The organism is Candidatus Saccharimonas sp., assembly GCA_015256915.3.
Classification (GTDB): Bacteria; Patescibacteriota; Saccharimonadia; order Saccharimonadales; family Saccharimonadaceae; genus Nanogingivalis.
Window position 1 is genome coordinate 20647 of the sequence record CP076101.2, and the last position, 23005, is coordinate 43651.

Here is a 23005-nt window from a genome sequence, read left to right on the forward strand (position 1 = left end):
AATATCTGGAGAGGTGGCCGAGTGGTTGAAGGCACCGGTCTTGAAAACCGGCATGCGGTAAAACGTATCGAGGGTTCGAATCCCTCCTTCTCCGCCAAAATAGGTAATTCTGCTTAACGGCAGGATTTTCTATTTTAATAGAGATTTTTTGAATTTTTAAATAGCTTATGGTATAATTAAAATATTATGAATTTCGACAATGAAAACCGAAATGGCGTTCCTCGTGTAACGGGTTTGCCTGAATCACAATTTCGAACACCTGAGGTGGGTAGTTTTATGGCTGAAAACCCTAAAGAATCTAATGATTCGGTTTTTGAAGAAGTTAAACCCTTTAATCCAGAAGAGTATACGCAAGTTCGTGAAGTTAAAAATAGTCAATCACCCGCTGAAAATATTGAAGAACGAGAAATTGTTAATTGGCAAGCTCAAGACTTAATAATTGGCGATAAAAATAAATCTTGGTATATTATATTTTCAATTATTATTTTAGCATTTTGTCTTTTTGCAATTTTGAACCAATCTTGGACTTTTCTTGCTTTAATTATAGTGTCAGCCATTGGAATTTTAACTCTTCGAAAATCAAATCACACTCAAATTATATCTTATAGTCTTTCGACTCATGGAGTTTATATGGGTGAAACTTTTCATTCCTATGGTGAATTTCGAGCTTTTGGTATTCGAAAAGAGACAAATGCTTATGCTATTATTCTTTTGCCTAAAAAACGCTTTTCGCCCAGCACAATTATTTACTTCCCAAAGGAAAATGGTGAAAAAATCACAGATATTATTGGCGCTCGCCTACCAATGGAAGAAGTTAAACTTGATTTAATTGATAAAATTATTCGAAAAATAAATCTTTAATCTTGCAATATTTTAGAAAATGTGCTAAAATTTAAATGTCTGCTTAGCGCGGAAGAACTTCAAAAGTTAGCTACTGAAAAGTAGCATATGCACCTGTAGCTCAGCTGGATAGAGCGTTGGCTTGCGGAGCCAAAGGTCGTAAGTTCGAATCTTGCCAGGTGTACCATAGAAAAAGCATCAGAATAATCTGGTGTTTTTTCTATTTTGGTGATATAATCGTTTTATGATTAAAAAAATACCAAAAAGAATAAAAAATGACAAGGTTATATATATTTCAACTATCATTTTATTACTTTTACTGAGTGGAATTATATTTCTTAATAAAATTAACCATAATGTAGAAGAAAAACATAATCAAGATATTACAAAGTATTATTTTAAAGATTCAAAATATAATGGAATCAGTTCAAAATTTATTGAAAGAAAAAATTCAAAAGAAGATTCTATATTAGAAATCCCTGTTACGAAGAATAACAAAATCAATGAATTTATAAATAATAAAATTCAAGAAATTGATGATATTTTTAAAGATGATGCGAAAAAATCAACTTTCGAAAATATTTCAACCGAAAGAATTAGCTATCAAGTTTACTATAACAGCGATGACGCTATTTCAATTTTAATTTCAATTAAACAAGATACCCATGGAGCAAATTCGAATGATCAAAATTTATTTTGGACGTTCAATGCTAAAAATGGAGAAATTATAAAATTTAGTGACTTTTTAAACAATAAAGAGAAAGATAAATCTAGTATTTTAGAAATTATTAAAAATAAAATTCAAGATTATTTAAAAAATAGTAAAAAAGAATTCTCGAATGAAATTTTGAATGATTTAGATTTTGAAAGTTTCGAAAATATAATAATATTAGATAAACAAACGATTGATTTTCCTTTCTCTAAAGGTCAAATTATTCCTTCTAATTTTTCTTCAGTTCAATTTCAAATTAAAGTTTCAGAAATTTCTAATTTCTTGCAAAATGATTTTTCAAGAAAAATATTCGAAGTTCCTGATGTGCAAAATTCGAAACAAGTTCAAAAGACAACACCATTAACTTCTAAATCTCCGCTTCTAGATAAAGATTGTTCAAAATGTATTGCTCTAACCTTTGATGATGGACCAGGTATATATACCGATAAACTCCTTTCTTATCTTCAAAGTTATAAAGCGAAAGCAACTTTCTTCATGATTGGCCCAAGTGCTCAGAGATATCCTTCCATTGTAAAGCGAGTTTTTGATAATGGACATCAAATTGGTAACCATACCTGGTCTCATTCTTCCTTGCCAAGCCTATCTTCTGCACAAGTTCAAAATGAAATATCCTCAACTAATAATATCCTACAAGGAATTACAGGTGTAAAACCTACTACACTTAGGCCTCCATATGGTGCAACTAATGCGGCCGTGCAAAGAGTTGTTTCTAATCTTGGAATGAGTTCAATTTTATGGTCTGTTGACACTCGCGATTGGGCAGATAGAAATTCGAATATTGTTTGTAATAGAACAATTTCGAACACACGCCCTGGTGCAATAATTTTAATGCATGATATTCACCGAACATCGGTTGATGCGGTTCCATGTATTCTGCAGAATTTAAGTTCTCAAGGCTATCAATTTGTAACTGTTGATAAGTTGCTTGGCAATCTTCAGCCTGGGAGTATATACTATTCGGCAAAATAAATCTTTATTTAATCTCTGATATATGATAAAATATAAATATTGGAGAGGTGGCCGAGTGGTTGAAGGCGCACGACTCGAAATCGTGTATGCGGGCAACCGTATCGGGGGTTCGAATCCCCCCTTCTCCGCCACGAAAGTAGCTCGCATTTGCGGGCTTTTTTCGTATTTATTGACTTTAATTTTAAGTTTTGTTATAATCGAAAAATCTTTTTATAGATAGTTCTTTTAGAAATTAGGTTAAGATATGAAAAAGACGTTTTTTCTACTTACTTTTGTTTATGTATTTTCGCTAATTGCTGCGATATATCTGTTAATTTTCGAATTGGAAAATTCAGAAATTAGCTATCTTATAGCACAAATTTTACTTTTTGTATATAGTGTGTTGACAGGTACAGTGCTTTTTGCCCAAAGATTTGTAGTAAGGTTATTAAATAATATCTTCAAGAGCAGTTCTCTTAACCCTGATGAATATCCGGATGTTTCAATACCTTGGCTATGTTTTGTTTTAGTTGTTTTTATTCTAAATGTATTCTTTGGATTTACTTTAATGATCCCTATAGCTGTTATTGCGCAATCCAGTTGTGTTTTATATAGACTTACTGAAATATATAAAACTTTAATTTTAGAAAATCCAGAAGAATAACCTCTCTAAGTCAGCAAAAGCTGGCTTTTTTATTTTTTAAAAAAACTGCTATTTTTCTAATTCCGAGAATACATTTGAAATAAAAAAGAATGCTGACAAATCAAGATTCTTTTTATGTTCACATTGATAAACATTATAAAAATTTGTCTGTTTAGCTACCAAAAAGCTACCAATAGATTTGCAATTTTTAAAAAATAAATTAGTAGTACTATATTTAAATACCTAGTTATCTAAAAGAATAAATTTACTAGATTAGTAAATTAAATTAGACTTTGTCAGTAATGACATTGCCATGGTTTGTTGTTATATAATCATTTATGGTTATTGAAGGAGAATACGCCAACAACTACTATGTGCTTTTTATATATCCTAGATGATTTTTACAAACACCCAGATTATATATTAGCTAGCTTTGATTTGTAAAATTCTAACTCATCGTTAATTCTCATAACATAAAAAATGACTATTTGGAGCAACTCTAAGTAATTTTTTTGATGTTCCTCTTCACTTTTATAAGAAAATTTTCCATGAGAGAATTTATTTCGAATTTTCAACCCATTACCATATTTTTTATCATCCAAAATATAAGATAAATAATTACTTTCATATTCAGAAAAAAGCTTATCTGAATATTCACAATACCCTTTCTTACAAAGGTCTTCTGCAATGTCTAGTATCAATTTATCTTTATAGTATAGGCAATACGTACCTGATTTCCATAATTTATTCAAAATGTTAATTTCTTGGAAATTTGAAAACTTTATTACATCGTTTGATAGTTTTAAAAAATTCTTTTCTATTAGAACATTTATTTGTCTTACCTGATAATCATCAAAATCTGTAATCTTCACACCTTCTTTTATATGTTTGAAGAAGGTTTTATGTTCTTTTTTCGATGAAATTAAGCTAAGTGGACTTTGGTCATAAAAAAGCGCAGAGAACAATGCAGAATTATCAGGAGTATTGTTCAATTTGATAAATTTTTTCTCATTGAATGATTTTAATGAAGCATAAGAGGAGGCTTTAGATTTAATCTCTAATAAATCTTGGTTGATTTCCCTATGTCTAAAAAAAAGTTCATATTGGTCTAGGATACTATCCATCTCACAGATTATGGATTTCCCTCTTTCATAATAAGAAGATTCTTTATTGGAAGCGTGGAAGTGAAATCCTTTTATATTCAATTTAGTTTCTAAATAAATGTTGAAGTACCAATTAATAATCTCCTCAATATCAATATCATTTTTCTTTAGATACTCAAAATATGCATAAAATAATAAACCATAAGAATTTTTTAAATGAGAATCGTAGTCTTCGAAATGAGCATTTGATTTTGGGGAAAAGAAACGAGTGAAGCTGAATGTTTCTTCATTCGCAACTAGCCAAGGCAATCCCGTTTCATGATTAAAGAAGCCAAGTAAATAAAAATTATTTAATAATGTCGGAAAATCATGATGTTCATCTAGTATAATTTTATTTAAAAGAATACCATTCTCAATAGGCTTACATAATTTATCAGAATCTAAAGGCTTGATGACAACTGATATAGAGTAATGTATCCCTTCATTAGTTTCAAAATGTTTTTCCCAAAATTCCTTACTTTTTCTTTTAGCTAAAAGCTTAACCTCATCATCAAACTCATATTTGCTTAATTTTTTATAATCAACAATTGATTGTAAATAATTTGGGTTAATATTATCTGTCTGACAATATTCTATTGCTAGATTATTTATCTCTTCATTTGTGATACCTAACTTAATGTATAAACCATTAGAATCTATGAATTTTCCTGATTGATGATTCAAGAAAAATTCTATATTTCTAGACAGAGAGAGAAAATTTTCTTTGATAACTTGCGGAAATAGGTCAATCAGTTGTGTAACATTTTTAAGATTTATTGTCTGGATATTGTATTTTTTTATATATGATTCAAACTGACTAACATCATCTTTATTAATTTTTTCTAAGTCTAGTACTAACTCCCAGAAGACATCTTTATAAAAAACATCAATACTATCATAGTCTATTTCAAAAATGGTAATTGGGAAATTCGCGGATAAATCGTTATGAAACTTTCTAATTAGATATTTGAATTTAGAAAATTGATTTTCTTTTTTAATTAATTTCAGGATTAAATAGGTTTCTATTAAATTATTAATTTCAGTCGATGGCTGATATGCTTTAATGTAGTTCAGAGCTATATCGTATTGGTGTGGTTCTATTACATTGTTAGGAGCATGAAATCTTTTATGTTGCATATCTGTGATATCCTTCTTAAATTTGCGCGTTTCTATGTGATGCTTAAAATAATTGAGTATATTTTGAAGAATACCGTATTAATTTTTAGTTGACTCTTCATACATCTCAAATAATCTTGCTACTGTTTCACTTTTTGTTAACCAAGTCTTCTTACCATCGACAACTTTCGTCATGCCATAAGCTTCCATGACGGCTTTGTCGTTAGCTTGGTGTGCTTTTCTGAGTTCGACTGGCATGGTCAATTCATCATAGAGGTCAGCTAGCGAACTTTCTGGATAGAGCGCACGTGCATCGAGAATTGCTTGAGCAGTTTTAGAGATTTTACTCTTCTGCTCCTCAGTCAATTCAGGCCAAGGGAAATTATTATAAACAATGTCTTTTGAATATCTGTAATCAGATTTCAAACGACCAGATACTGTCCTCATCCATGCCATATGGACATTTGATGTCAATATTCCTAAATCAAGTAAATCTGCATCAGGCACTATCAAAGTTCCCATAACTGGAATTGTTTTATCATCTAAAAAACCAATTGGAACATATTTTCTTCTTTCAGAAGAAACACAAGGAATAATTAGATATTTATCAGGGTTTAATTGCTCTCTAAATAGTGTTGGTGTATTTGCTAATTTTAATGATTCAGAAGTATTCGCATTGATACGAGCTTCTCTACATTTTTCAACTCTATCCAAAACTATCGGCATTGAACGGAGTTCTTTAGGTGTGATTCCTACAAGCCACAAGCAATAGCGTTCTTTATTTTGAATAAATTCCTTTGCACCAACCATTCGCTTAATCCACTTTGCAGATTCAGGAGATGATTTGATAAAGTCGTCATACTCCGTGGCTTCAATTTTTAGATGATTATAGTCACATGGCTTATTTGGAGCAATCATTGGCTTAGCACCACTAATTGGCTTATTTCTACTTTCTATAAAGATATTTTCAGCTTCAATCTGATAAGCATTTATATTACTTACTTTAGATTCACTTCCATTATCATAAATAACTTTATTCGTTGTGACCGATGTAGAACTGAATCCTACAATGATACAATGAACATGAGCTTTTAAGTTTGCATCATTATTCCAAATAAAGGATTTATAGACAAAATCAATTTCATTACCCATATCAAAGATTAGTGGCCATAGAATAGAGATTTGCTCTCCTTGCATGATTGAGTTGGTCGATACAAATGCGCTCTTGATACTTGTACCTTCCATGAATTTAGAAGCTAACAGGTACCAACTAGCAACAAAGTCTAATTTTCTATATTTCTTAGTGTAGGGAGAAAATACGACATCCATATCTTTCTTTTGTTCAGGTGTTGAATATTTTGAGCCAACAAAAGGCGGATTCCCAATAATATAACTCAGCCTATCTTTAGGTACAATTGTTTCCCAATCAATCTTTAAAGCATTTCCTTCAACAATGTTTGTATAGGACTTAAGTGGCAAGAAATCAATATTCGCAAACACAATATCTTTAGTTTCTTCCAGCATCTGACTTTCTGCAATCCAGAGAGCCGTTTTAGCAACAGAAACCGCAAAGTCATTGATCTCGATACCATAAAATTGGTTCAGTTGGACTTTGACAAGTTCTTGTCCGACGTCAAGCGCAATAGTGTCCCCCATATAGAGCTTAATGGCTTCATTTTCTAAGCGTCTAAGAGAAACGTATGTTTCGGTTAAGAAATTTCCAGAACCACAAGCCGGGTCAAAGAATACTAGACTCGCTAGTTTTGATTGAAACTGTTTTGCTTTTTGTTCAACGATTTTAGGCTGCTTAAATTGACGAATCTCATTCAATTCATCTTTTAACTCATCTAAGAAGAGTGGATCAATAACTTTATGGATATTCTCAATAGAGGTATAATGCATCCCGCCACTACGACGTGTTTCGGGGTTGAGAGTTGACTCAAATACTGCACCAAAAATAGTAGGGCTGATTTCTGACCAGTCGAAACTAGAAGAAGCATGCTCCAAAATTAACTCACGTAGTTCATCGGTAAAATTAGGGATTTCCAAATTATTCTCGGCAAACATTCCTCCATTAACATAGGGGAAAGCAAGAAGTTCCGTATCCAAATACGGATCACGTTCTTTAATTGGCGTATCTAGTATAGAAAAGAGGTCAATTAAAGCACGCCTAAAATCACGACTACTAAAACGGGCAAGGTAATCATGAAACACCATGTGATGGCCAAAAATACCAGCATCTTCAGCATATAGACAAAATACTAATCGGACTATAAGTTGATTGATAGCATGAAGGCTTTCGGGGCTATCCGGATTAATATACTGCTTAAGAAGGCTTTCATAAATCTCACCGACAATCTCACCGGCTTCGATAGAAACCTTCATTTCACGTTCTAAGTGTTCATTAGTTTTGTCAATTAAAAATTCTAAACGATAGGCTTCTTTATCCAAATCAGCAAGTTTAATGACTTTAGGTTCGCCGTTTGGTTGCTCCATATCATAAACATAGAACTCTTTAAAATTACAAGTCACAATCCACCGTGGACGTTGAGAATATGGCAAGTTAGCAGAATATCGTTTAGCCTGTTGAAACGGTGTAAGGTAAGTTCCATCAGACTGTTTTATCGCCTTATTAAGGTCTTTGTTTGAACCTTTTTGTTCAATTAATACTTTTGTTTTATCAATAAAGCCATCTATAAAACTAGTATGGTCAAGCATCACTGTATCTTCAAATGTTATATACTCACTTGGGTTTTCTACTCCATAAACAGATTGAAGTAAGTCTAACCAGAAAGACTGACTATCTTGCCTTTCGTTTCCTCTATTTCCCCAGCGTTTAATAAATGCTTTAGCTTGCTTTTTTTGTTCCCGGATATTATTCACTTTGTTCTTTCTAACTACCACATTATTATTTCACCAATTCAATCTTTAATTTTTCAATTAACTCCACTGGTGTTGGGTTGACATTATTCAAAATTGCAAGATAAATACTTACGAAATCTGCTAAAATCGAACCCCAGAAAATTTGTTCAAGATAGGTTGAACCTTTAAGCTCGATATTTCGTGCAGCCGGGCGTTTTCCACTTAAAAGCCTATCTGATATTTCGAAACGCTTTTGAACTCGCGGATGGTCTAAATTACTTCGAAGATTAAAAATTGCAAAGAGTTTTTCAACTGGGTGCGAGCTCCAACCGATAAATTCATTATGATTGAATTCTGGATATTCGTTATAGAAGCTGACATTTTTAGCATTTTCATTCCAAGAAATCTTCCATTTATAAGCTAGTGGTGAAAAATCATTCGAACTTAGAAAAACTGCACTTCGCCCTGCCGAATAAAGCGCTAATTGTTTGGCATAGTTTCTCTCGGTTGAGATATTCGCCACCCAAGATTCGCTTTCTTTTCGCAAAAAATCAGCATAATGCTCAATCTCTTCGTGTTTTTCGTTCGAAATAATTCCAAAATTCACCAAAATTTTAGTTAAAGCTCTAAAATTATAAATTACCGCCATTCGTGGTTGAAGGCCTGTTGGCAATTTAACATGAGCAATCTGATTTTTGCGGGCAATTTCTTCCATTTTGCCGTGCGAAGAAACTGTGGCAACTTGTGCACCAATTTCAATTGCTTGAGTTAACGCTGAAATTGACTCTTCTGTATTTCCGGAATATGAGCTTGCGATCACTAAAGTATTTTTCGAAACACTTTTTGGTAAATTATAATTTCGAATAATTTCGATTGGTAAAGTTATTTCATTTTCGAGCCATTTTTTTACAATTAAACCGGCTAAAGCTGAGCCACCCATTCCTGTAATAACAATATTTTTGATTTCACGACCATCATTTTCTGGTGAAATAACTTCAACTTGAAAAAGCGCCTGTTTCCACTGCTCGCTAGCGACTAAAAGCGCATTTTGCGGGTCGCGCTGAACTAATAAATTAAAATTATCTAACATTTTCCACCCTTCCGAAAAAATAATCTTGATTATGCTTTAATTCTATGATACAATATAATTAATAAAAAGTAAAGTCAATTAAATATAAAGGTGGGTTATGGAAATTGATATGAATCAAACAAGTAAAATGCCAGTTAGCGATGATCCAGAACTCGCTAAGATTCTTTCTGGTGTTAGCGGTTCTTCAGATGATTCTGATGACAATCAAAGTACTGATGAACTCCAATATGAAGATTTAAACCAAGTTGAGGTTCCAGTTGCTGAAGAAGCTCAACCGATTGTTGAACAAACTCAGCCAACTGTAATGCCAAGTTTTGGTGGTTTAGATTTAGATACGATTAAAGGCTATGCTCTTGAAGATTTACGACCATTAGTTAATAAATTAACCGTTTCTAATGAAGAAAAATTTGATATTTATCTTTTACTTCTCCGTTCAAGTGATGATGATACCTTAATTGAACCGGCTTACAATGCTGCTCGAATGATTGAAGATGAAGCAAAGCGTGCAAATGCACTTCTCAATGTGATTAAAGAAATTGATTACTTTAAATCAAAATAATTATAAAGACTGCGATAGATTTTAAACTCTCGCAGTTTTTTATTTTATAAAATTTTAAATTGCACTCAGTTTTTTTATAAAATTATCTGTAAATTAATAAAAATAGGCCCTAAGTTCAGAGCCTATTTTGCTTTTTCAAAATTAGATTTTTTTCGAATTTCTCTTCAATTTTTTAGCGAAGAATGCAATTATTGGTGTGAAAATTACAGTAACCAAACCAATTAAAACTAATATAGTATTGCTGTCTTGTTGGTTTTGCTTTTCGCGTAAATATCCAGTTTCTGGAGAATTTAAATGTTGCTTTGCAATTTCCTCATCACGTTTTTTGATAGCTTCTGAAAGTTTGTCTACTTCAATTTGAGCTTCTTTTTGCTTGATAGAATTTTTAATTTCTTGCAATTTTTCGCTTAACTCTTGGCGTTTTTTCTCATCTTTAACTTTCGAAATTAAATTCTCAATATTTTCAATATCAACAGCTGGAAGCTCATTTTTCTTCGTTTTGTTATCTTCAATGATTTTTTCAATTTCTTTTAGCTTATCTTCAGATGATTTTTGGCGCTCACTTTCTGCTTTTTTAGCTTTTTCAATAGCCGATTTCAAATCTTCTTCTGCTTTTTTAATTTCTTCAAAAGTTGGATTATCTTCTTTTTGAACTTCTTTAGCTTTATCTGCTTCAGTTTTAACTTCATCTTTCAGCCATTTTTGTGAATCTTCGAAATCTTTAATTTGTGAATTTAAGGCTGTTTTATCAGCTCGTAAACCGTTCAAAGCGCTTTCAAGTTCATTAATTGCTTCTAATATTTCACTCTCTGAAGCAAGATCTTCGGTTGAATTTTTTATCGCCTCGGCAGTTTTAAGTTGGCTTGAAATATTTAAGTTTGACGCTGCATCTACAACTTCTTGCAACTGTGCTAAAGTTTCCTTAGAAAAATTATTAAGATTTTTTAAATTAGCAATTTTGTCTAAAGTTTGCTCCAACTTTTTGGTATTTTTATTATAGCGTTCAGCAATTTTCTCTAGCTCTTTAAGATTTGCTTGTTTTGCTACAGGGTCAAGAATTTTATCATTTTCATTCATGACATCTTTAAAATCGGTTATATATTCAATCATTTTCTTTAATTCGTTAATTGCATTTGAAATATCAGTTTTGCGCTCATTTTCTAGAGCTACGATTTCGGCAATTTTATTGTTTAAAGAATCTGCTGCGTTTTTAACGTCATCGTTGGTTATTCCTAAAGGCTGCGTTTCAGTACGCTTAACCTCAGTTAATAAATTAGCAGGGATTGCATTTTTAATATAATCTGGCTGTTTTTCGAAATTTTCAAGAGCTTTTTTAGCTGGCTCACGAGAAGCGAAAGCAGTTAAAAGCCTAAATTGAGCGGTCGTGGTATTTCCGTATTTATTTGTAGCCTTAACTGTAACCAAATAGTCACCATTTATTTGATTTTCTTTATTGCTGAATACTTCTTCGGCATCAGTTGTGAAAGAAGTAATATCTGATGTTGGACTACTTGTTGTAAAGAAATTTCCACCAGCTTGCGGATTATAACTCTTCTTGAAAGATTCTATTATAGTATCATTAATTGTAGAATTATCCTGTCTTGGTTTTTCCCAAACTAACGGAGTATCTTCTTTTAATGAAATCCTTTTGCCATTAAAGTTGAAATATATATCTGGTTTTTCTTCTGAATTTACGTCAATATCTTCAACTGAAGCAAAGCTTATACTATAATCCAAGTTAAACTTATTTCCATTTGGCAGAGTGTCATTTTTTTCTGGAATATTAAAACTGTGATTACCTTTTAAGATTGGTTTAATAATTTTAACATATCCACCATCTTGTTTCGGATTTCCGTTTATATCAACATTAATGAAGTTTTCATTTTCTTCGATCGGCATAATTGTGCCATCAAAATTGATAAAAGGGTTCTTAAAAATTCTCTGACCTTTTTGGACTTTAATTGCTATATTTGATCGAATTCCCCAAACTCCAGCATATGGAAGCTCGCTAAGGAATGAAAAATCAGTAACATGAGTATCATGAATCCAAATTAATCTAACTTGTTTCCAATTTTTTGCAGCCGACATATCTGAAATGTTTAATGAACTTAAGTAAGCTGTTCTAACTTTAGTTAGTGTAGAAGCTGCAGAGATATCCTTTAAGCTACTTATTCCGGCAATATGAATTGTCTCAAGATTTGTAAAATATTGAATTCCTTCAAGATTTTCAAAATTGCGATAAGGAATATCTGGCCAAAATGTAGTCATTTTTTTAGCCTCACCAACTGTAATTGGGCTATCGAGATTTCGAGAAGTTTCAGTTTTCATTAAAACTGAATTTAATGCACGCTTAAAATTCGCATCTGTAAATTTAATTTCATAACTATCTGGAGCGTTGCTTGGATCAACGGGGTTCACCGCTGAAGTATAAGCTGATACTTTCGAAAAAATATTTTGTTTGTTGATAATTTGTGTTCCATAGTACCCTCCACCGAGTACTAGAACTGCTACCGTCATTGCGGGTAATAAGATTCTATTATTTTTTACTTTCATTTAATCTTTCCTTGAATATATTTATGCTTATTCTATTTTATTAAATAATTGCAAAAAAATCAATATTATGCTAAAATTAAAAATACTTTTCAAAAAGGGGTGAATATAATGAAGAAGGTACCTTTAAGGTTTGGTAAAAACGATTTGTTTTTCTGGATTGCTGCCACTCTTTGCACTGAAAGAGTTACAGAGCCAGAGAAATCTTATCTACTTAGTGATAGCTCTAATTTTGAGGAATTGATTCTTGAAATTATTGTCAATGAGCCTACTGGAGTTTTTCGTAGAAAGAGTTTCTTTTTTGAATTAAATGATTATAATCTTAAAGAAGCTCGAATTGCGTTTCGTAGTGGTGAAATTGCGAATTGGTATATCCGTAAAATTACGGTTTCAGACGCTCAATTAAACTCACAAATTAACCAAACCCTTTAATAAAAATCAAAAGATTGATTTTTATTTTTAAAAACTAAAATCGCCCAGATATGAGCGATTTTTTGCTATTTTTTGAAGATTTCTTTTGTGATTTTTTGCACAATCTCTGTGTCATTCCAAGGTGTTTTTTTGCCGTCAATTACGCGGTAAACTTCATGCCCTAAACCTGTAATTAACACAATATCTCCCTTTCCTGCAATTTGTAAAGCTTTTCGAATTGCTTCTTCGCGATCTGGAATTTCTTGAATATTTGCTGGCAATTTTTCACCTTTTTTCGAAATTCCCGCAATAATTTCTTCACGAATTTGCTTAGCGTCTTCGGTGTAATTTTCTTCATCGGTAATAATAATTCGGTTGGCTAAATCTTGAGCGATTTTTCCCATAATTGGGCGTTTTTCACGATCACGGTCACCGCAAGCACCAAAAACCAAAATCGTGCGCGATTTAGTGATTTTTTTTGAAGCTTTAAGAAGTTTTTCAAGCGCGTCTGGCGTATGGGCGTAATCTACAACCACGTCAAAAGGTAAATTCGAAACAGCATATTCAAACCTTCCTGAAACTCCTTCAAGATTAGCGATTCCCTCTTGAATATCTTCTAGCGAGATTCCCAAAAGATAAGCGCCGGCCGCCGCCGCAGTCATGTTGTAAACATTAAATTCGCCTGGTAGATTTGTGGCGATTTCAAGTGTAACATTATTATCAATTCGCAAATTAGCTTCGCTTCCCTTTTTGTAAAGTTTGAAATTTTCAATTTTGACTTCTGCAGAATCACTTTCGCCATAAGTTATTTTTTGCTCGCCAGCCTCAAATTTATTGAAAAATTCGAAATAAGCATCATCAGTATTTAAAACAATAAATCGTGGTTGCATTTCGAAAAGTTTTGCTTTAGCGTTAGCGTAGTTTTCCATTGTTTTATGGTAATCAAGATGATCTTGCGTAAGATTGGTCATAATTGCCATCTCAATAGGAACTCCAGCAAATTTGTATTGATCAAGCGCGTGCGAAGTTGCCTCAATTAACGCAAATTCAACACCAGCTTTTTTTGCATCAGAGAAAAATTTTTGTAATTTCGAAACTGTTGCGGTTGTAGAATTGGTGTCATTCACTGTTTGAATACCCGCAATCTCAATATTTGCGGTTGAAAACATCGCAGTTTTATACCCAGCTTCTTTTAAGATTTCATTAAGAAAATTAACAGTGGTGGTTTTACCGTTCGTACCTGTTACAGCAATCACTCGCAAGTCGCGCGCTGGGTTGCCATAACGCGTGGCGATAACTTTTGCACGAGATTTTCGATAAGTTTTTTCAAGCCCAGAAATTGCCGTTTTTGGCAGAATTTTGCGAGCTGTTTTTGCTAAATTGTTCTTAATGCTCATAGTTAAATTATAGCACATCTCGCCCAGCAGTCCAAATCTGCATTCTATCATTAGAGCCAGTATCTGAATCGCAAAACTCAGAGATATAATATCGCCAAAAAGAACGATAAACAACATACAGCCTAAAGTCAGACTGTATTTCTGAAAATGAGGTGTTTTGGAAGATTTTTAATCTCAATAGTTTAGAAAAATGGTTGGTGGGGTAAAATTGGGGGTATGGTTAATGAAGAATCTTGGGTTCTTAATTTTGTAAGTTTGAAATTTTCTTTACTGTGTTTGCAGTATAGATTTCGAGGGCTTGGTTATTGTTAGTTTAATATTAGTTAAAGACTAGCAAAGATATAGAAATAAACAGTAAGTCGCCTGACTATTTGTAATGTGTTTAGCAATTTGTCGGGTAGAGTTGCCCATTCTTAAAACACCTGAAGCGAATGACGGTGCGAATAAGCATAATTTTTATACATTCCCAGACTTGCTACGAAATTTATCCCTACATCTTAGTTGATCAACCATTTCGTTTGCTATAAACCCTATAAAATGAGTCCTCCTCATGATAAGAACTTATCTTGCCCTCGCTTTTTAGATACTCTAAAATCCCTTCATTTACTTCAGTTATTGTTAATTTAGGGTTTTTACTTTTACTAATATTGCTCATCAAATTATTGTATATTTCTAAAAGCCGAACTTTTTGAAGTTGTTCATTTAATTCTAAGGCAGTAAAATTCGATAGCTGTTTACTTAATAAGATTTGACGACTCTCGATATCTATATCGTCTATAGAAATTATCTTTTTTAATAGCGAAGTGTCTACCGTAATTTCACCACTTAGAATATCATCAATATGGGTTTGCGAAATATTTTCAATAATTTTCTGAACCTCCTTACTGAAGTCAGAATAATTAGACACAATATATTCTAAATCATCCTCATCGAAACGATTTTTTAAAATATGACCTTGTAGTTTAGCACTGTACGCTTTATTTTGGATGCTGATATTAGTTTTAAAGCAATCCACTATAGAAATCGCATCTTCGATAGTAATATTCTCATCTAATACCTGAAGAGCCTCTTCTTCATTATAAACATTTATATCTGTAAATTCCTGAATATAACTATCTATATACTCTAAAATATAAATATTTACTTGATTTGGGTATCTTTCTCGCAAACTTTTCAGTACATCAACACTAAATTCAGAAGATACAGATCTAGTTTTTATAAGAATATTAATCTTACTTTCATCAATATCTTTATCGGGGAGTGATGTAAGCTCCCGCCCGATTACCGATAATATATTTCTATAATGTTCATCCTTCAACTTATTGCACATAGCCGTTTTCCTAAAGAACAGTCTTTGTTGCTCTTCTGAGTATTTATCAAAAATTGTTTTTTCAAAACGTATGTTCAACTTCGAATTAACAAAATCGAGAAGCAATTCGTTCCATTCCTCGTATTCATTGAATGAATCCATTAAATTTTGAGTATTGCAGATAATTTTATTGAACTTAAACGCGGCGTCAATCATCGGCATTGTTTCAAGGAGTGTTACGTTAAGTATTTCATCTGAAAGACATTTCATATAGTCAATTCGGGTCTCTTCAACTACCTCTTTATTGTTTAATATCTCATAGACATCAGGTAACTTATCATTAATCGAATTGCCAGAAAACCGAATAATTTGTTTAACATAATCTTCAATATTTTCTTGGATATACTCGCTCAGTTCTTTAAATAACTTAGTTATACTAATTGGTTGATTTTTAACCTGTTCCTCAGTAATTGAAGAATCTAGATAACTTATAAGATTAGTAATATTTGCCATATTTATTGCATACAGATTGTGATCATACACATATTGGCTCATTGATCCATGAGACCCATTGAAGTCAAAATCAGTAATTTTAACATTCAACTTTGACAAATTAGCTTGAATTTGCGAGTTATCTACCTTTAATGGGTCGCTAAAATTATCAAAACTTTCCTGAATTGATTTCCAATTCTCCTCAATAAAAATTACTAAAACATCTACTAGTTTAGAGTCAAGAGTATAGAGACTCAAGTTGGTCAGCGATAACAACAAGTTAGTAATATAGACTTTATCCCTATTCAAAATATTATCTGATAACAGTAAAATTCTCAGTGTTTTCTTATCAGACTTCAAAAGTTCTACAATTAAAGAAATTCGATAATCTATTTCAATTGTTTCATTTTGTAAGTATCTATTTAAAAATTCATAACGTTCCTCTACTATATACGAATTAATACGTTCTTGAATTTTACCTTCAGTCAAAGTATATTTCAATAAATCATAGTTCAGGATTGAAGCGTGATTAAAATCTGAATCATCCAATCGGTCGTAAACCTCAGAAATTTCAGTTAGCGAATAATCTTCTTCTAAAATATTATCTCCCTGAACTGCAATAAGAAATTCTTTATCTTCCTTTTTTAGTGTATTCGGATAAAAATAAGTAATATAATCCGAATATCCCTTATCTATATAACCGTTCTGAATCAAGAAAAAAATCATAGAAAGCTTTTCATCAGATTTTAGATATCCAAATTCTGCTTGAGAGCATATATCGTCAAAACTGGAACGCTCTAAGAGATGTGCAATTTTTTCTGAAGAAACCTCAGATAATTCTTTACGAAATGAAATGAGTTCGTCATTTAGTGAATTGATTTTTTCCCTGTCTTCTAGTTTTTTTAGTCGATTTTGAAACTCTTCATCGTTCGGAAAAATATTATCAAAGTTCTCTATTTGATCATAGTTATAGCTGTAACCAGATGATGTGGACTTAATTTCAACGCCTTCCTTGAGTAATTCCCTAATAAACTCAATTCTATTTGGGAACTCACTCTCGAGCTTTCCATCAACCTTAATCGCCTCTCTACCTTCTGGCACTTTTAAAAATATAGAATAAAGCTCTAATTTATTTCTTGAAAATTCTTGTTCAGCCTCCATAATTCTACTTTTAAGCGTTGATATTTCTTTATTTAATTTTTCTCTTTTGTGTTTTTTTAGACTAATCTCCTCTTGTAGGAGTTTGTACACTAAACCCGAATTCATTTGTAAATATGAAAAGTCTTTTGGAAATATATTCTTATAGACAATCATTGCAAATAATTTTTCATCAACGAGCTGAAGTTTATCAGCCTTCTCCGTGTCTGATAATGCTGAACGATAAAAGGCAAATTCATTACAAATATTATAAGCAAGACGCATTTCATCCACGTAAATAGAGATTTTTTGAAGAAATTTTTTATCTAAGGTGTTTTCGAGATGCATATCTTTCAAAATATCCGTAAAACGCTCTCCAGCATTAGATGAAGTAATTACAGGTATTATAGGAATAACAAAATCAAAAAACTTCGTACGTTCTCGAGAGATAAACATATCATCTTTGATTAAGTAAATAAATAATAGTTTTTCGCCATTTTTCTTTTTACCATTTACAAGCGTATTGATTTCTCGTAGCTTCTCAAAGATTAGATTGGTTTCAAACCTATCAATATCCTCAAAAATAATAACATTAGTTTTACAATTTTCAAACAAATATAATACATCATCTAAATACTTGTCAAAATATGAGATATTCGAATTTTGGAAAACTTCTATTTGACCCGAAATTCCCGCACCTTTGAAAGATATATTTCGAAGTAGTTTTTGATGAAACTGAAGCTTAACTAATTGATATATGATTTTATATAAGATAAATACAGTCACAGCATAAGCCACTAATCGGCTAATTGCTCCAATTACAGTCACAGCATAAGCCACTAATCGGCTAATTGCTCCAATTCTAGGTAATGGAGGGATAGTAGTAACTAAAGTTGAAGCGATAATATTATAATTAACTAAGAATAGTATCATGAAAAGAAGGCCAGCTAACAACGCAGTCCAATATCCAATATTGGTATTGCTTGGATTTTGTTTTGATTTAAAAATAGTCATTGGAATATCATTTGGGTCAATTCTATGAAGTAATTGATTTATGACTTTTCCCTCTAGGATATTAACCTGTTCATTGGTAGTTATCGTATTAAACTTATCATCACTCTCGTTCTCACTTTCATCTTTATTCTCTCGAGTAAAATGAGAAAGCGAGAGATGAATAGGATTAAAAGTCTCATCCTTCGTCTTATATGTTTCAATAAAACTACTTTTCCCTGCGCCATAATTTCCCGATATAGCAACATTCGTTATATCTTTTTCAGATAAAACAAAACGCATCGCCTTTATCTGTGATTCATCAATTTCTATATCATTTTTTGGCGTTAATTTATTAAAAATGTAGGTCATAACATTCTCCGTATCCGCACTTATACCCGATACAATACAACCAATTCTCCATCTATATTCCTCTCAACTTTTTCACCGAAGGAGCTAATAGAATTCATTATCTATGGATATAACTAATGAATAGAACTCTCTTCAGATTTATGTTTAACTATATTATAGCATAGTTCAGGGGATTTTTTGAGACAAGAAAACCCCACATAAGGCGGACTAAGACCAGCTACTAAGGAACTGTTCATTAAAAATCTGAAACCGTGCAGTTGACATTCCAAATATGCGAGCTAAGCCAATACTGTTCGACAAATCGAACTATATTATCACTTTATCGGCGAAATCTTAAAGGAGTAATCTTAAAAAGCTCGTTCCATAATTTAACAGATTAGACTGCTCCGGAAGGGGTGAACCTTATATCACTTTTTCAATATCATAGCAAATTACAAAATAAAAACAGCTTCTCTCGAAGTCTGCTTTTAAAAAATAATTTCTGGTACACGAGAAAGGACTTGAACCTTCACGCCAATTGGCACTAGTTCCTAAGACTAGCGTGTCTACCAATTCCACCACTCGTGCAAAATTACTTTACTATTTTAACTGATATTTTTCGAAAAGTCAAGGATTTTTTCAGAAAATAGATTTTTTGGCGGAGAGAACAGGATTCGAACCTGCGAGAGCTTGCACTCAACACGCGTTCCAGGCGTGCGCCTTAAACCACTCGGCCATCTCTCCATAAAAATATTTTACTTTATTTTTTCGAAATTTTCAATTGAATCATGATATAATTTGAAATATGGAAGTTAAAAAATATAAGCCAGAAGATATTTACCCAACACCGCAAGAAAAACCAAAAGAAAACCAAGAAAAATCGCGAGAAGCCCAAAACAATGAATTTATTCTTGAAGAATATAAAGTTATTCGAAAAGGCAAAAGCGAAAATTTTATGCCAATTCAAATTGCCGCAATATTGGGAATTTTAAGCCTATCTCCAACTTCTTCGCCAGTTCCAATCCTTAACTATGGTTTTAGCTTGCTTTCAGTTGTAGCTATTAGCTATTCACTTAAAACTGCAAATAAATTCGAAATTGAAACTGGGCGAAAATCAAAAGTTAAAATCTGGGCAGAAATTCTATTAACAATTCAAATTTGCATTTTTATAATGTACTTGATTTCTGGTATATTTTCTGCCGGAAGAATGTTGAACGGAATTAAATTATTTTAGGATTACATTGTTTTTTAAAAATGTTTATGATAAAATTTAATTGAATTTTAATCTAAAAGAGGTATTAATATATGAAAAAATTCACAAAACCACAAAAACTAAAAGATATTATCATCATTTCATTAGTTGTTTTTAATTTTATCGTGAGCATTTTTGCAATCTTTTTGGGAGTTCAATTTTACATTCAAAAAGATGCCCTATCGCATTATTTGGTGCAAGACCTAAATACTGACCAAATAAATTACGAATGCCACAAAGCACCCTCAGACCAGTGTACGAAAGAATATAACCGAATGGTTGATATTAAGAGACATATCCTTTCTGAAAGATTTTAATTTTTAAGTTATTTCTAAGCTACCAAATTATGGTGGCTTTTATTTTTTTTCAAAATTTTAAGATTTTTCTAAGCTGAATGTGTTAAAATATAAATAGAAAAGAGGTAAATATGAAAACGAAACTTGTAATCTTTGGCTTAACTGGTGATTTAGGGCGCCGCAAACTTTTGCCTGCGCTCGATTCCCTGCTTGAAAAAAATGAGATTTCACCAGATGAACTTGAAGTTGTTGGCGTTTCTCGGCGGCAAATTCAGCCTTTCGAAATTCTTGAAAGTTCGCTCGGGCTTTCGCGCGCAGAAAATTCTAAACTTTTGCAAATTTTAAGTTTTTTCGAAATGAATTTGGCAGATGAAACAGAATACAAAAAGCTTAAAAAATACCTTCAAGATGAAAATGAAGAATCACAAATTTTACTGTATCTTTCAGTTCCGCCAGCAAGTGCTGCACAGATTTCAACATTAGCCGGAAAAGCTGGTTTAAATGGTAAAAATGTTAAAATTCTTTTCGAAAAACCTTTCGGAATTGATCTAAAATCAGCGCAAGAATTTATTTCTCGAACGGCGGAATTTTTTAGTGAAAAGCATATTTTTCGAATCGACCATTATTTAGCAAAAGAAATGGCACAAAATTTACTAATTTTGCGGCACAAAAACGCATTATTTTCGCAAATTTGGAGCGGAAAATCGATTTCGAAAGTGCAAATTATCGCCAGCGAACAGATCGGAATCGAAGGTCGTGGCACTTTTTATGAACAAAGTGGCGCTTTGCGTGATTTTATTCAAAGTCATTTAATTCAGATTTTGGCATTATTTTTGGCGGATTTTCCAAAGAGCTGGAACGATTTGCCTGAAGCTCGCTTTAAAGCATTAGAACAGATTGAAAAATTACAAAATCCTAAAGAAAATGCAATTCGTGGTCAATATCAAACCTATCGTGGAGAAGTTGAAAATCCAAAATCTTGCGTTGAAACTTTTGCTAAAATTCGACTATTTTCGAAAGATGAAAATTGGAAAAATGTGCCTTTCGAACTAATTTCTGGTAAAAACTTGAGTGAAAAACGCAGCGAAATTCGTATTCATTTGCGCAAAACCGAAGAAAATCAAGCCAATTTAATTCAAATTTCGCTTGATGATTCGGCGAGTGTAAAAATTGAACTTGCAACGAAAATTCCAGGTTTAAATCGTCGCACAGAAATTCGAAATTTGAGTTTTTCTTATGATGAAAATGCTCAGCCTGCCGAAGCTTATGAAAAAGTTTTGGCTGAAGCGATTCGGAATGAAAAAGCGTTTTTTGCTGAGAGCGATGAAATTTTGCGTGCGTGGGAAATTCTTCAGCCAGCTTTGGATTTTTGGCAAAATTCGAATGAAGAAACTTTGCGATTTTATAAAAAAGGAACAGATTGGAGCGATATTTAATGCAAGAAAAATCAATTTTTACACGAATTATTGAGGGAGAAATCCCCTGCCACAAGATTTATGAAGACGAAAAAGTTTTCGCAATGCTTGACATTGAGCCGCTTTCGAACGGCCATGTTTTGGTTATTCCAAAAAAACAAGTTGATTTGCTTTGGGATTTAGAGAAAGATGATTATGATTATCTGTGGCAAATTACTAAAAAAATTGCCCAGAAAATTCAAGCTGAAATGAAGCCGATCCGTGTGGGTGTTATCGTTGAAGGTTTCGGCGTGCCACATGCGCATATTCACCTTGTTCCGCTTTATGATAAAAATGTTTTGCAGCTCCACCACGGCTACCCCGCCGAAACTGCTTCTGAAGAATTAACGAAAATTACACAAAAAATTGCTTTCGAAAAATAAAAAAGCCCCACGATTTTGTGGGGTTTTGAAGTGAATCTGCTTTTAGAGAATGATGATATTGTGTCTTTCACAAAAATCAATTGTGTCTCTAACATGAGCTTCGAAATATTTGTCGTGCTTGGAAGCGCAGTTGATTGAGTAAGGGCCTGTTTTACCCTTAATTAGGTAATTATCAATGTGGCGTTCCTCGCGATCGAGGAATGCTTTACGGTCATCTTCTGATGCATCCTTAAAGTCGAGTCCTTCGACAGGTTTTGGCTCTTTATGGTCACATGAACTGAGCATGAGCAAAACTGATCCGTCTTCTTGAGTCTCAAACTTTTTTAAAACTTTAACCATACTGGTTCTCCTGCGTTTAAAGTCCGCCTGACTATAGATTTTTTCGAAACTTTCAGCTTCGAAAGCTAAGTTTAACTTTTTAAACTCAATTTTCGAAACTGAAAAATCGGCAAAACTAGTCAGATTCACACTTTTGAAATGTCCTCTCACTCCGCGCAAGTAACTTAATTATATCACAAAAAAATAAAAAAGTCAAGAGTTATAACATAAAAAAGAAAAAGCCTTGCTTTTTTGCAAGGCTTGAATTGATAGAACTGAGCTATTCAAATATGCACAATGATTGGCAGCCAATAATTTGGCCTTTGTCATTTCTCACCGTTTTACCAGTGATAAATAAATCTCTAGTGGTTCGACCACTTGATTTTGCAGCTTTCGCGGTTATAACGCTGACGATGTAAAATACGCGATCACTGGGTTCCGGCAAACCAACTGGCTCACCGAAAGTCATTTTAATGATTGGAATACCTTCAACCGTTCTAATCTCAACTTCATCTTGAGTAGCTCTCGCTTCTCCATCAGATGGAAAGGTTTTAACTACTTTTCCATCTTTATCGATAATGTTGATTTCGTGTGGAGTCAAATTATTAATAATAATTTCCATTTTATCTACCTCTCTTTTCGAGATCTTTCTTTATTTTACCAAGTTTTACTACTTAGCAAGAAATCTTTAAAGGATCTTTAAAAACTTATTGCTAAGTAGTAAAAAGATAA

General features: G+C 32.5%; 17 protein-coding genes and 5 tRNA genes. 12 read left to right on the forward strand and 10 right to left on the reverse strand.

Annotation, left to right across the window (positions count from 1 at the left end):
• The first annotated feature begins 7 nt into the window (after positions 1-7).
• The 6 genes from HXL38_000095 to HXL38_000120 all read left to right on the forward strand — a co-directional run bounded on the left by HXL38_000095 (position 8) and on the right by HXL38_000120 (position 3185).
• A tRNA-Ser gene (locus tag HXL38_000095) sits at positions 8-97 on the forward strand.
• Between the two features lie 89 nt (positions 98-186).
• On the forward strand, positions 187-861 hold the full coding sequence (locus HXL38_000100) for a hypothetical protein (GenBank protein QWB90986.1): 675 nt from the start codon (positions 187-189) through the stop codon (positions 859-861).
• 89 nt (positions 862-950) lie between these two features.
• Positions 951-1027: transfer RNA gene (locus tag HXL38_000105), tRNA-Arg, on the forward strand.
• A gap of 57 nt (positions 1028-1084) precedes the next feature.
• A complete protein-coding gene (locus HXL38_000110) occupies positions 1085-2542 on the forward strand; it encodes a polysaccharide deacetylase family protein (GenBank protein ID QWB90987.1) in 1458 nt (485 codons plus the stop codon).
• 41 nt (positions 2543-2583) lie between these two features.
• Positions 2584-2673, forward strand: a tRNA-Ser gene (locus HXL38_000115).
• A 113-nt stretch (positions 2674-2786) separates the two neighbouring features.
• Positions 2787-3185 (forward strand): hypothetical protein, encoded by a 399-nt coding sequence (locus HXL38_000120; protein QWB90988.1) that lies wholly within the window; start codon positions 2787-2789, stop codon positions 3183-3185.
• A 395-nt stretch (positions 3186-3580) separates the two neighbouring features.
• Here the strand turns inward: HXL38_000120 and HXL38_000125 are convergent, their stop codons facing one another.
• The 3 genes from HXL38_000125 to HXL38_000135 form a co-directional block, all read right to left on the reverse strand.
• The gene (locus HXL38_000125; protein QWB90989.1) at positions 3581-5443 is read right to left on the reverse strand and encodes a hypothetical protein; all 1863 of its coding nucleotides are present in this window, start codon (positions 5441-5443) and stop codon (positions 3581-3583) included.
• A 78-nt stretch (positions 5444-5521) separates the two neighbouring features.
• Positions 5522-8305: an N-6 DNA methylase gene (locus HXL38_000130; protein QWB91261.1), complete on the reverse strand. Its 2784-nt coding sequence runs from the start codon at positions 8303-8305 to the stop codon at positions 5522-5524.
• A 25-nt stretch (positions 8306-8330) separates the two neighbouring features.
• A complete protein-coding gene (locus HXL38_000135) occupies positions 8331-9374 on the reverse strand; it encodes a bifunctional phosphoglucose/phosphomannose isomerase (protein ID QWB90990.1) in 1044 nt (347 codons plus the stop codon).
• A 97-nt stretch (positions 9375-9471) separates the two neighbouring features.
• Between HXL38_000135 and HXL38_000140 the strand changes: the two genes are divergently transcribed.
• The gene (locus HXL38_000140; protein QWB90991.1) at positions 9472-9933 is read left to right on the forward strand and encodes a hypothetical protein; all 462 of its coding nucleotides are present in this window, start codon (positions 9472-9474) and stop codon (positions 9931-9933) included.
• Between the two features lie 141 nt (positions 9934-10074).
• On the opposite strand, the gene HXL38_000145 is transcribed toward HXL38_000140, so the two are convergent.
• The gene (locus tag HXL38_000145) at positions 10075-12486 is read right to left on the reverse strand and encodes a hypothetical protein (GenBank protein QWB90992.1); all 2412 of its coding nucleotides are present in this window, start codon (positions 12484-12486) and stop codon (positions 10075-10077) included.
• Positions 12487-12594: 108 nt separating this feature from the next.
• Here HXL38_000145 and HXL38_000150 point away from each other — a divergent pair, with 108 nt between their 5' ends.
• Positions 12595-12915 (forward strand): hypothetical protein, encoded by a 321-nt coding sequence (locus HXL38_000150; GenBank protein QWB90993.1) that lies wholly within the window; start codon positions 12595-12597, stop codon positions 12913-12915.
• Positions 12916-12980: 65 nt separating this feature from the next.
• On the opposite strand, the gene HXL38_000155 is transcribed toward HXL38_000150, so the two are convergent.
• From HXL38_000155 to HXL38_000165, 4 genes are all read right to left on the reverse strand, one after another.
• Positions 12981-14291, reverse strand: a complete 1311-nt coding sequence (locus HXL38_000155) for a UDP-N-acetylmuramoyl-L-alanyl-D-glutamate--2,6-diaminopimelate ligase (protein ID QWB90994.1) — start codon at positions 14289-14291, stop codon at positions 12981-12983.
• A 505-nt stretch (positions 14292-14796) separates the two neighbouring features.
• Positions 14797-18591: a DNA-binding protein gene (locus HXL38_000160; GenBank protein ID QWB90995.1), complete on the reverse strand. Its 3795-nt coding sequence runs from the start codon at positions 18589-18591 to the stop codon at positions 14797-14799.
• Positions 18592-19073: 482 nt separating this feature from the next.
• A tRNA-Leu gene (locus HXL38_03245) sits at positions 19074-19158 on the reverse strand.
• A gap of 68 nt (positions 19159-19226) precedes the next feature.
• Positions 19227-19314: transfer RNA gene (locus HXL38_000165), tRNA-Ser, on the reverse strand.
• Between the two features lie 61 nt (positions 19315-19375).
• Between HXL38_000165 and HXL38_000170 the strand changes: the two genes are divergently transcribed.
• The 4 genes from HXL38_000170 (at position 19376) to HXL38_000185 (ending at position 21955) form a co-directional block, all read left to right on the forward strand.
• Complete coding sequence (locus HXL38_000170) at positions 19376-19804, forward strand: hypothetical protein (protein QWB90996.1); 429 nt, start codon at positions 19376-19378, stop codon at positions 19802-19804.
• Between the two features lie 71 nt (positions 19805-19875).
• Positions 19876-20139: a hypothetical protein gene (locus HXL38_000175; protein QWB90997.1), complete on the forward strand. Its 264-nt coding sequence runs from the start codon at positions 19876-19878 to the stop codon at positions 20137-20139.
• A 110-nt stretch (positions 20140-20249) separates the two neighbouring features.
• The gene (locus HXL38_000180; GenBank protein ID QWB90998.1) at positions 20250-21554 is read left to right on the forward strand and encodes a hypothetical protein; all 1305 of its coding nucleotides are present in this window, start codon (positions 20250-20252) and stop codon (positions 21552-21554) included.
• Positions 21554-21955 (forward strand): HIT domain-containing protein, encoded by a 402-nt coding sequence (locus tag HXL38_000185; GenBank protein ID QWB90999.1) that lies wholly within the window; start codon positions 21554-21556, stop codon positions 21953-21955. Before HXL38_000180 ends, HXL38_000185 begins: the two co-directional genes overlap by 1 nt.
• 42 nt (positions 21956-21997) lie before the next feature.
• Here the strand turns inward: HXL38_000185 and HXL38_000190 are convergent, their stop codons facing one another.
• The gene (locus HXL38_000190; protein ID QWB91000.2) at positions 21998-22423 is read right to left on the reverse strand and encodes a hypothetical protein; all 426 of its coding nucleotides are present in this window, start codon (positions 22421-22423) and stop codon (positions 21998-22000) included.
• Between the two features lie 130 nt (positions 22424-22553).
• On the reverse strand, positions 22554-22895 hold the full coding sequence (locus tag HXL38_000195) for a hypothetical protein (protein ID QWB91001.1): 342 nt from the start codon (positions 22893-22895) through the stop codon (positions 22554-22556).
• Between the last annotated feature and the right edge of the window lie 110 nt (positions 22896-23005).

Coding starts and splice junctions, on each gene's coding strand:
- HXL38_000100 (QWB90986.1), top strand. CDS start 187: ATGAATTTCGACAATGAAAACCGAAATGGCGTTCCTCGTGTAACGGGT.
- HXL38_000110 (QWB90987.1), top strand. CDS start 1,085: ATGATTAAAAAAATACCAAAAAGAATAAAAAATGACAAGGTTATATAT.
- HXL38_000120 (QWB90988.1), top strand. CDS start 2,787: ATGAAAAAGACGTTTTTTCTACTTACTTTTGTTTATGTATTTTCGCTA.
- HXL38_000125 (QWB90989.1), bottom strand. CDS start 5,443: ATGCAACATAAAAGATTTCATGCTCCTAACAATGTAATAGAACCACAC.
- HXL38_000135 (QWB90990.1), bottom strand. CDS start 9,374: ATGTTAGATAATTTTAATTTATTAGTTCAGCGCGACCCGCAAAATGCG.
- HXL38_000140 (QWB90991.1), top strand. CDS start 9,472: ATGGAAATTGATATGAATCAAACAAGTAAAATGCCAGTTAGCGATGAT.
- HXL38_000145 (QWB90992.1), bottom strand. CDS start 12,486: ATGAAAGTAAAAAATAATAGAATCTTATTACCCGCAATGACGGTAGCA.
- HXL38_000150 (QWB90993.1), top strand. CDS start 12,595: ATGAAGAAGGTACCTTTAAGGTTTGGTAAAAACGATTTGTTTTTCTGG.
- HXL38_000155 (QWB90994.1), bottom strand. CDS start 14,291: ATGAGCATTAAGAACAATTTAGCAAAAACAGCTCGCAAAATTCTGCCA.
- HXL38_000160 (QWB90995.1), bottom strand. CDS start 18,591: ATGACCTACATTTTTAATAAATTAACGCCAAAAAATGATATAGAAATT.
- HXL38_000170 (QWB90996.1), top strand. CDS start 19,376: ATGGAAGTTAAAAAATATAAGCCAGAAGATATTTACCCAACACCGCAA.
- HXL38_000175 (QWB90997.1), top strand. CDS start 19,876: ATGAAAAAATTCACAAAACCACAAAAACTAAAAGATATTATCATCATT.
- HXL38_000180 (QWB90998.1), top strand. CDS start 20,250: ATGAAAACGAAACTTGTAATCTTTGGCTTAACTGGTGATTTAGGGCGC.
- HXL38_000185 (QWB90999.1), top strand. CDS start 21,554: ATGCAAGAAAAATCAATTTTTACACGAATTATTGAGGGAGAAATCCCC.
- HXL38_000195 (QWB91001.1), bottom strand. CDS start 22,895: ATGGAAATTATTATTAATAATTTGACTCCACACGAAATCAACATTATC.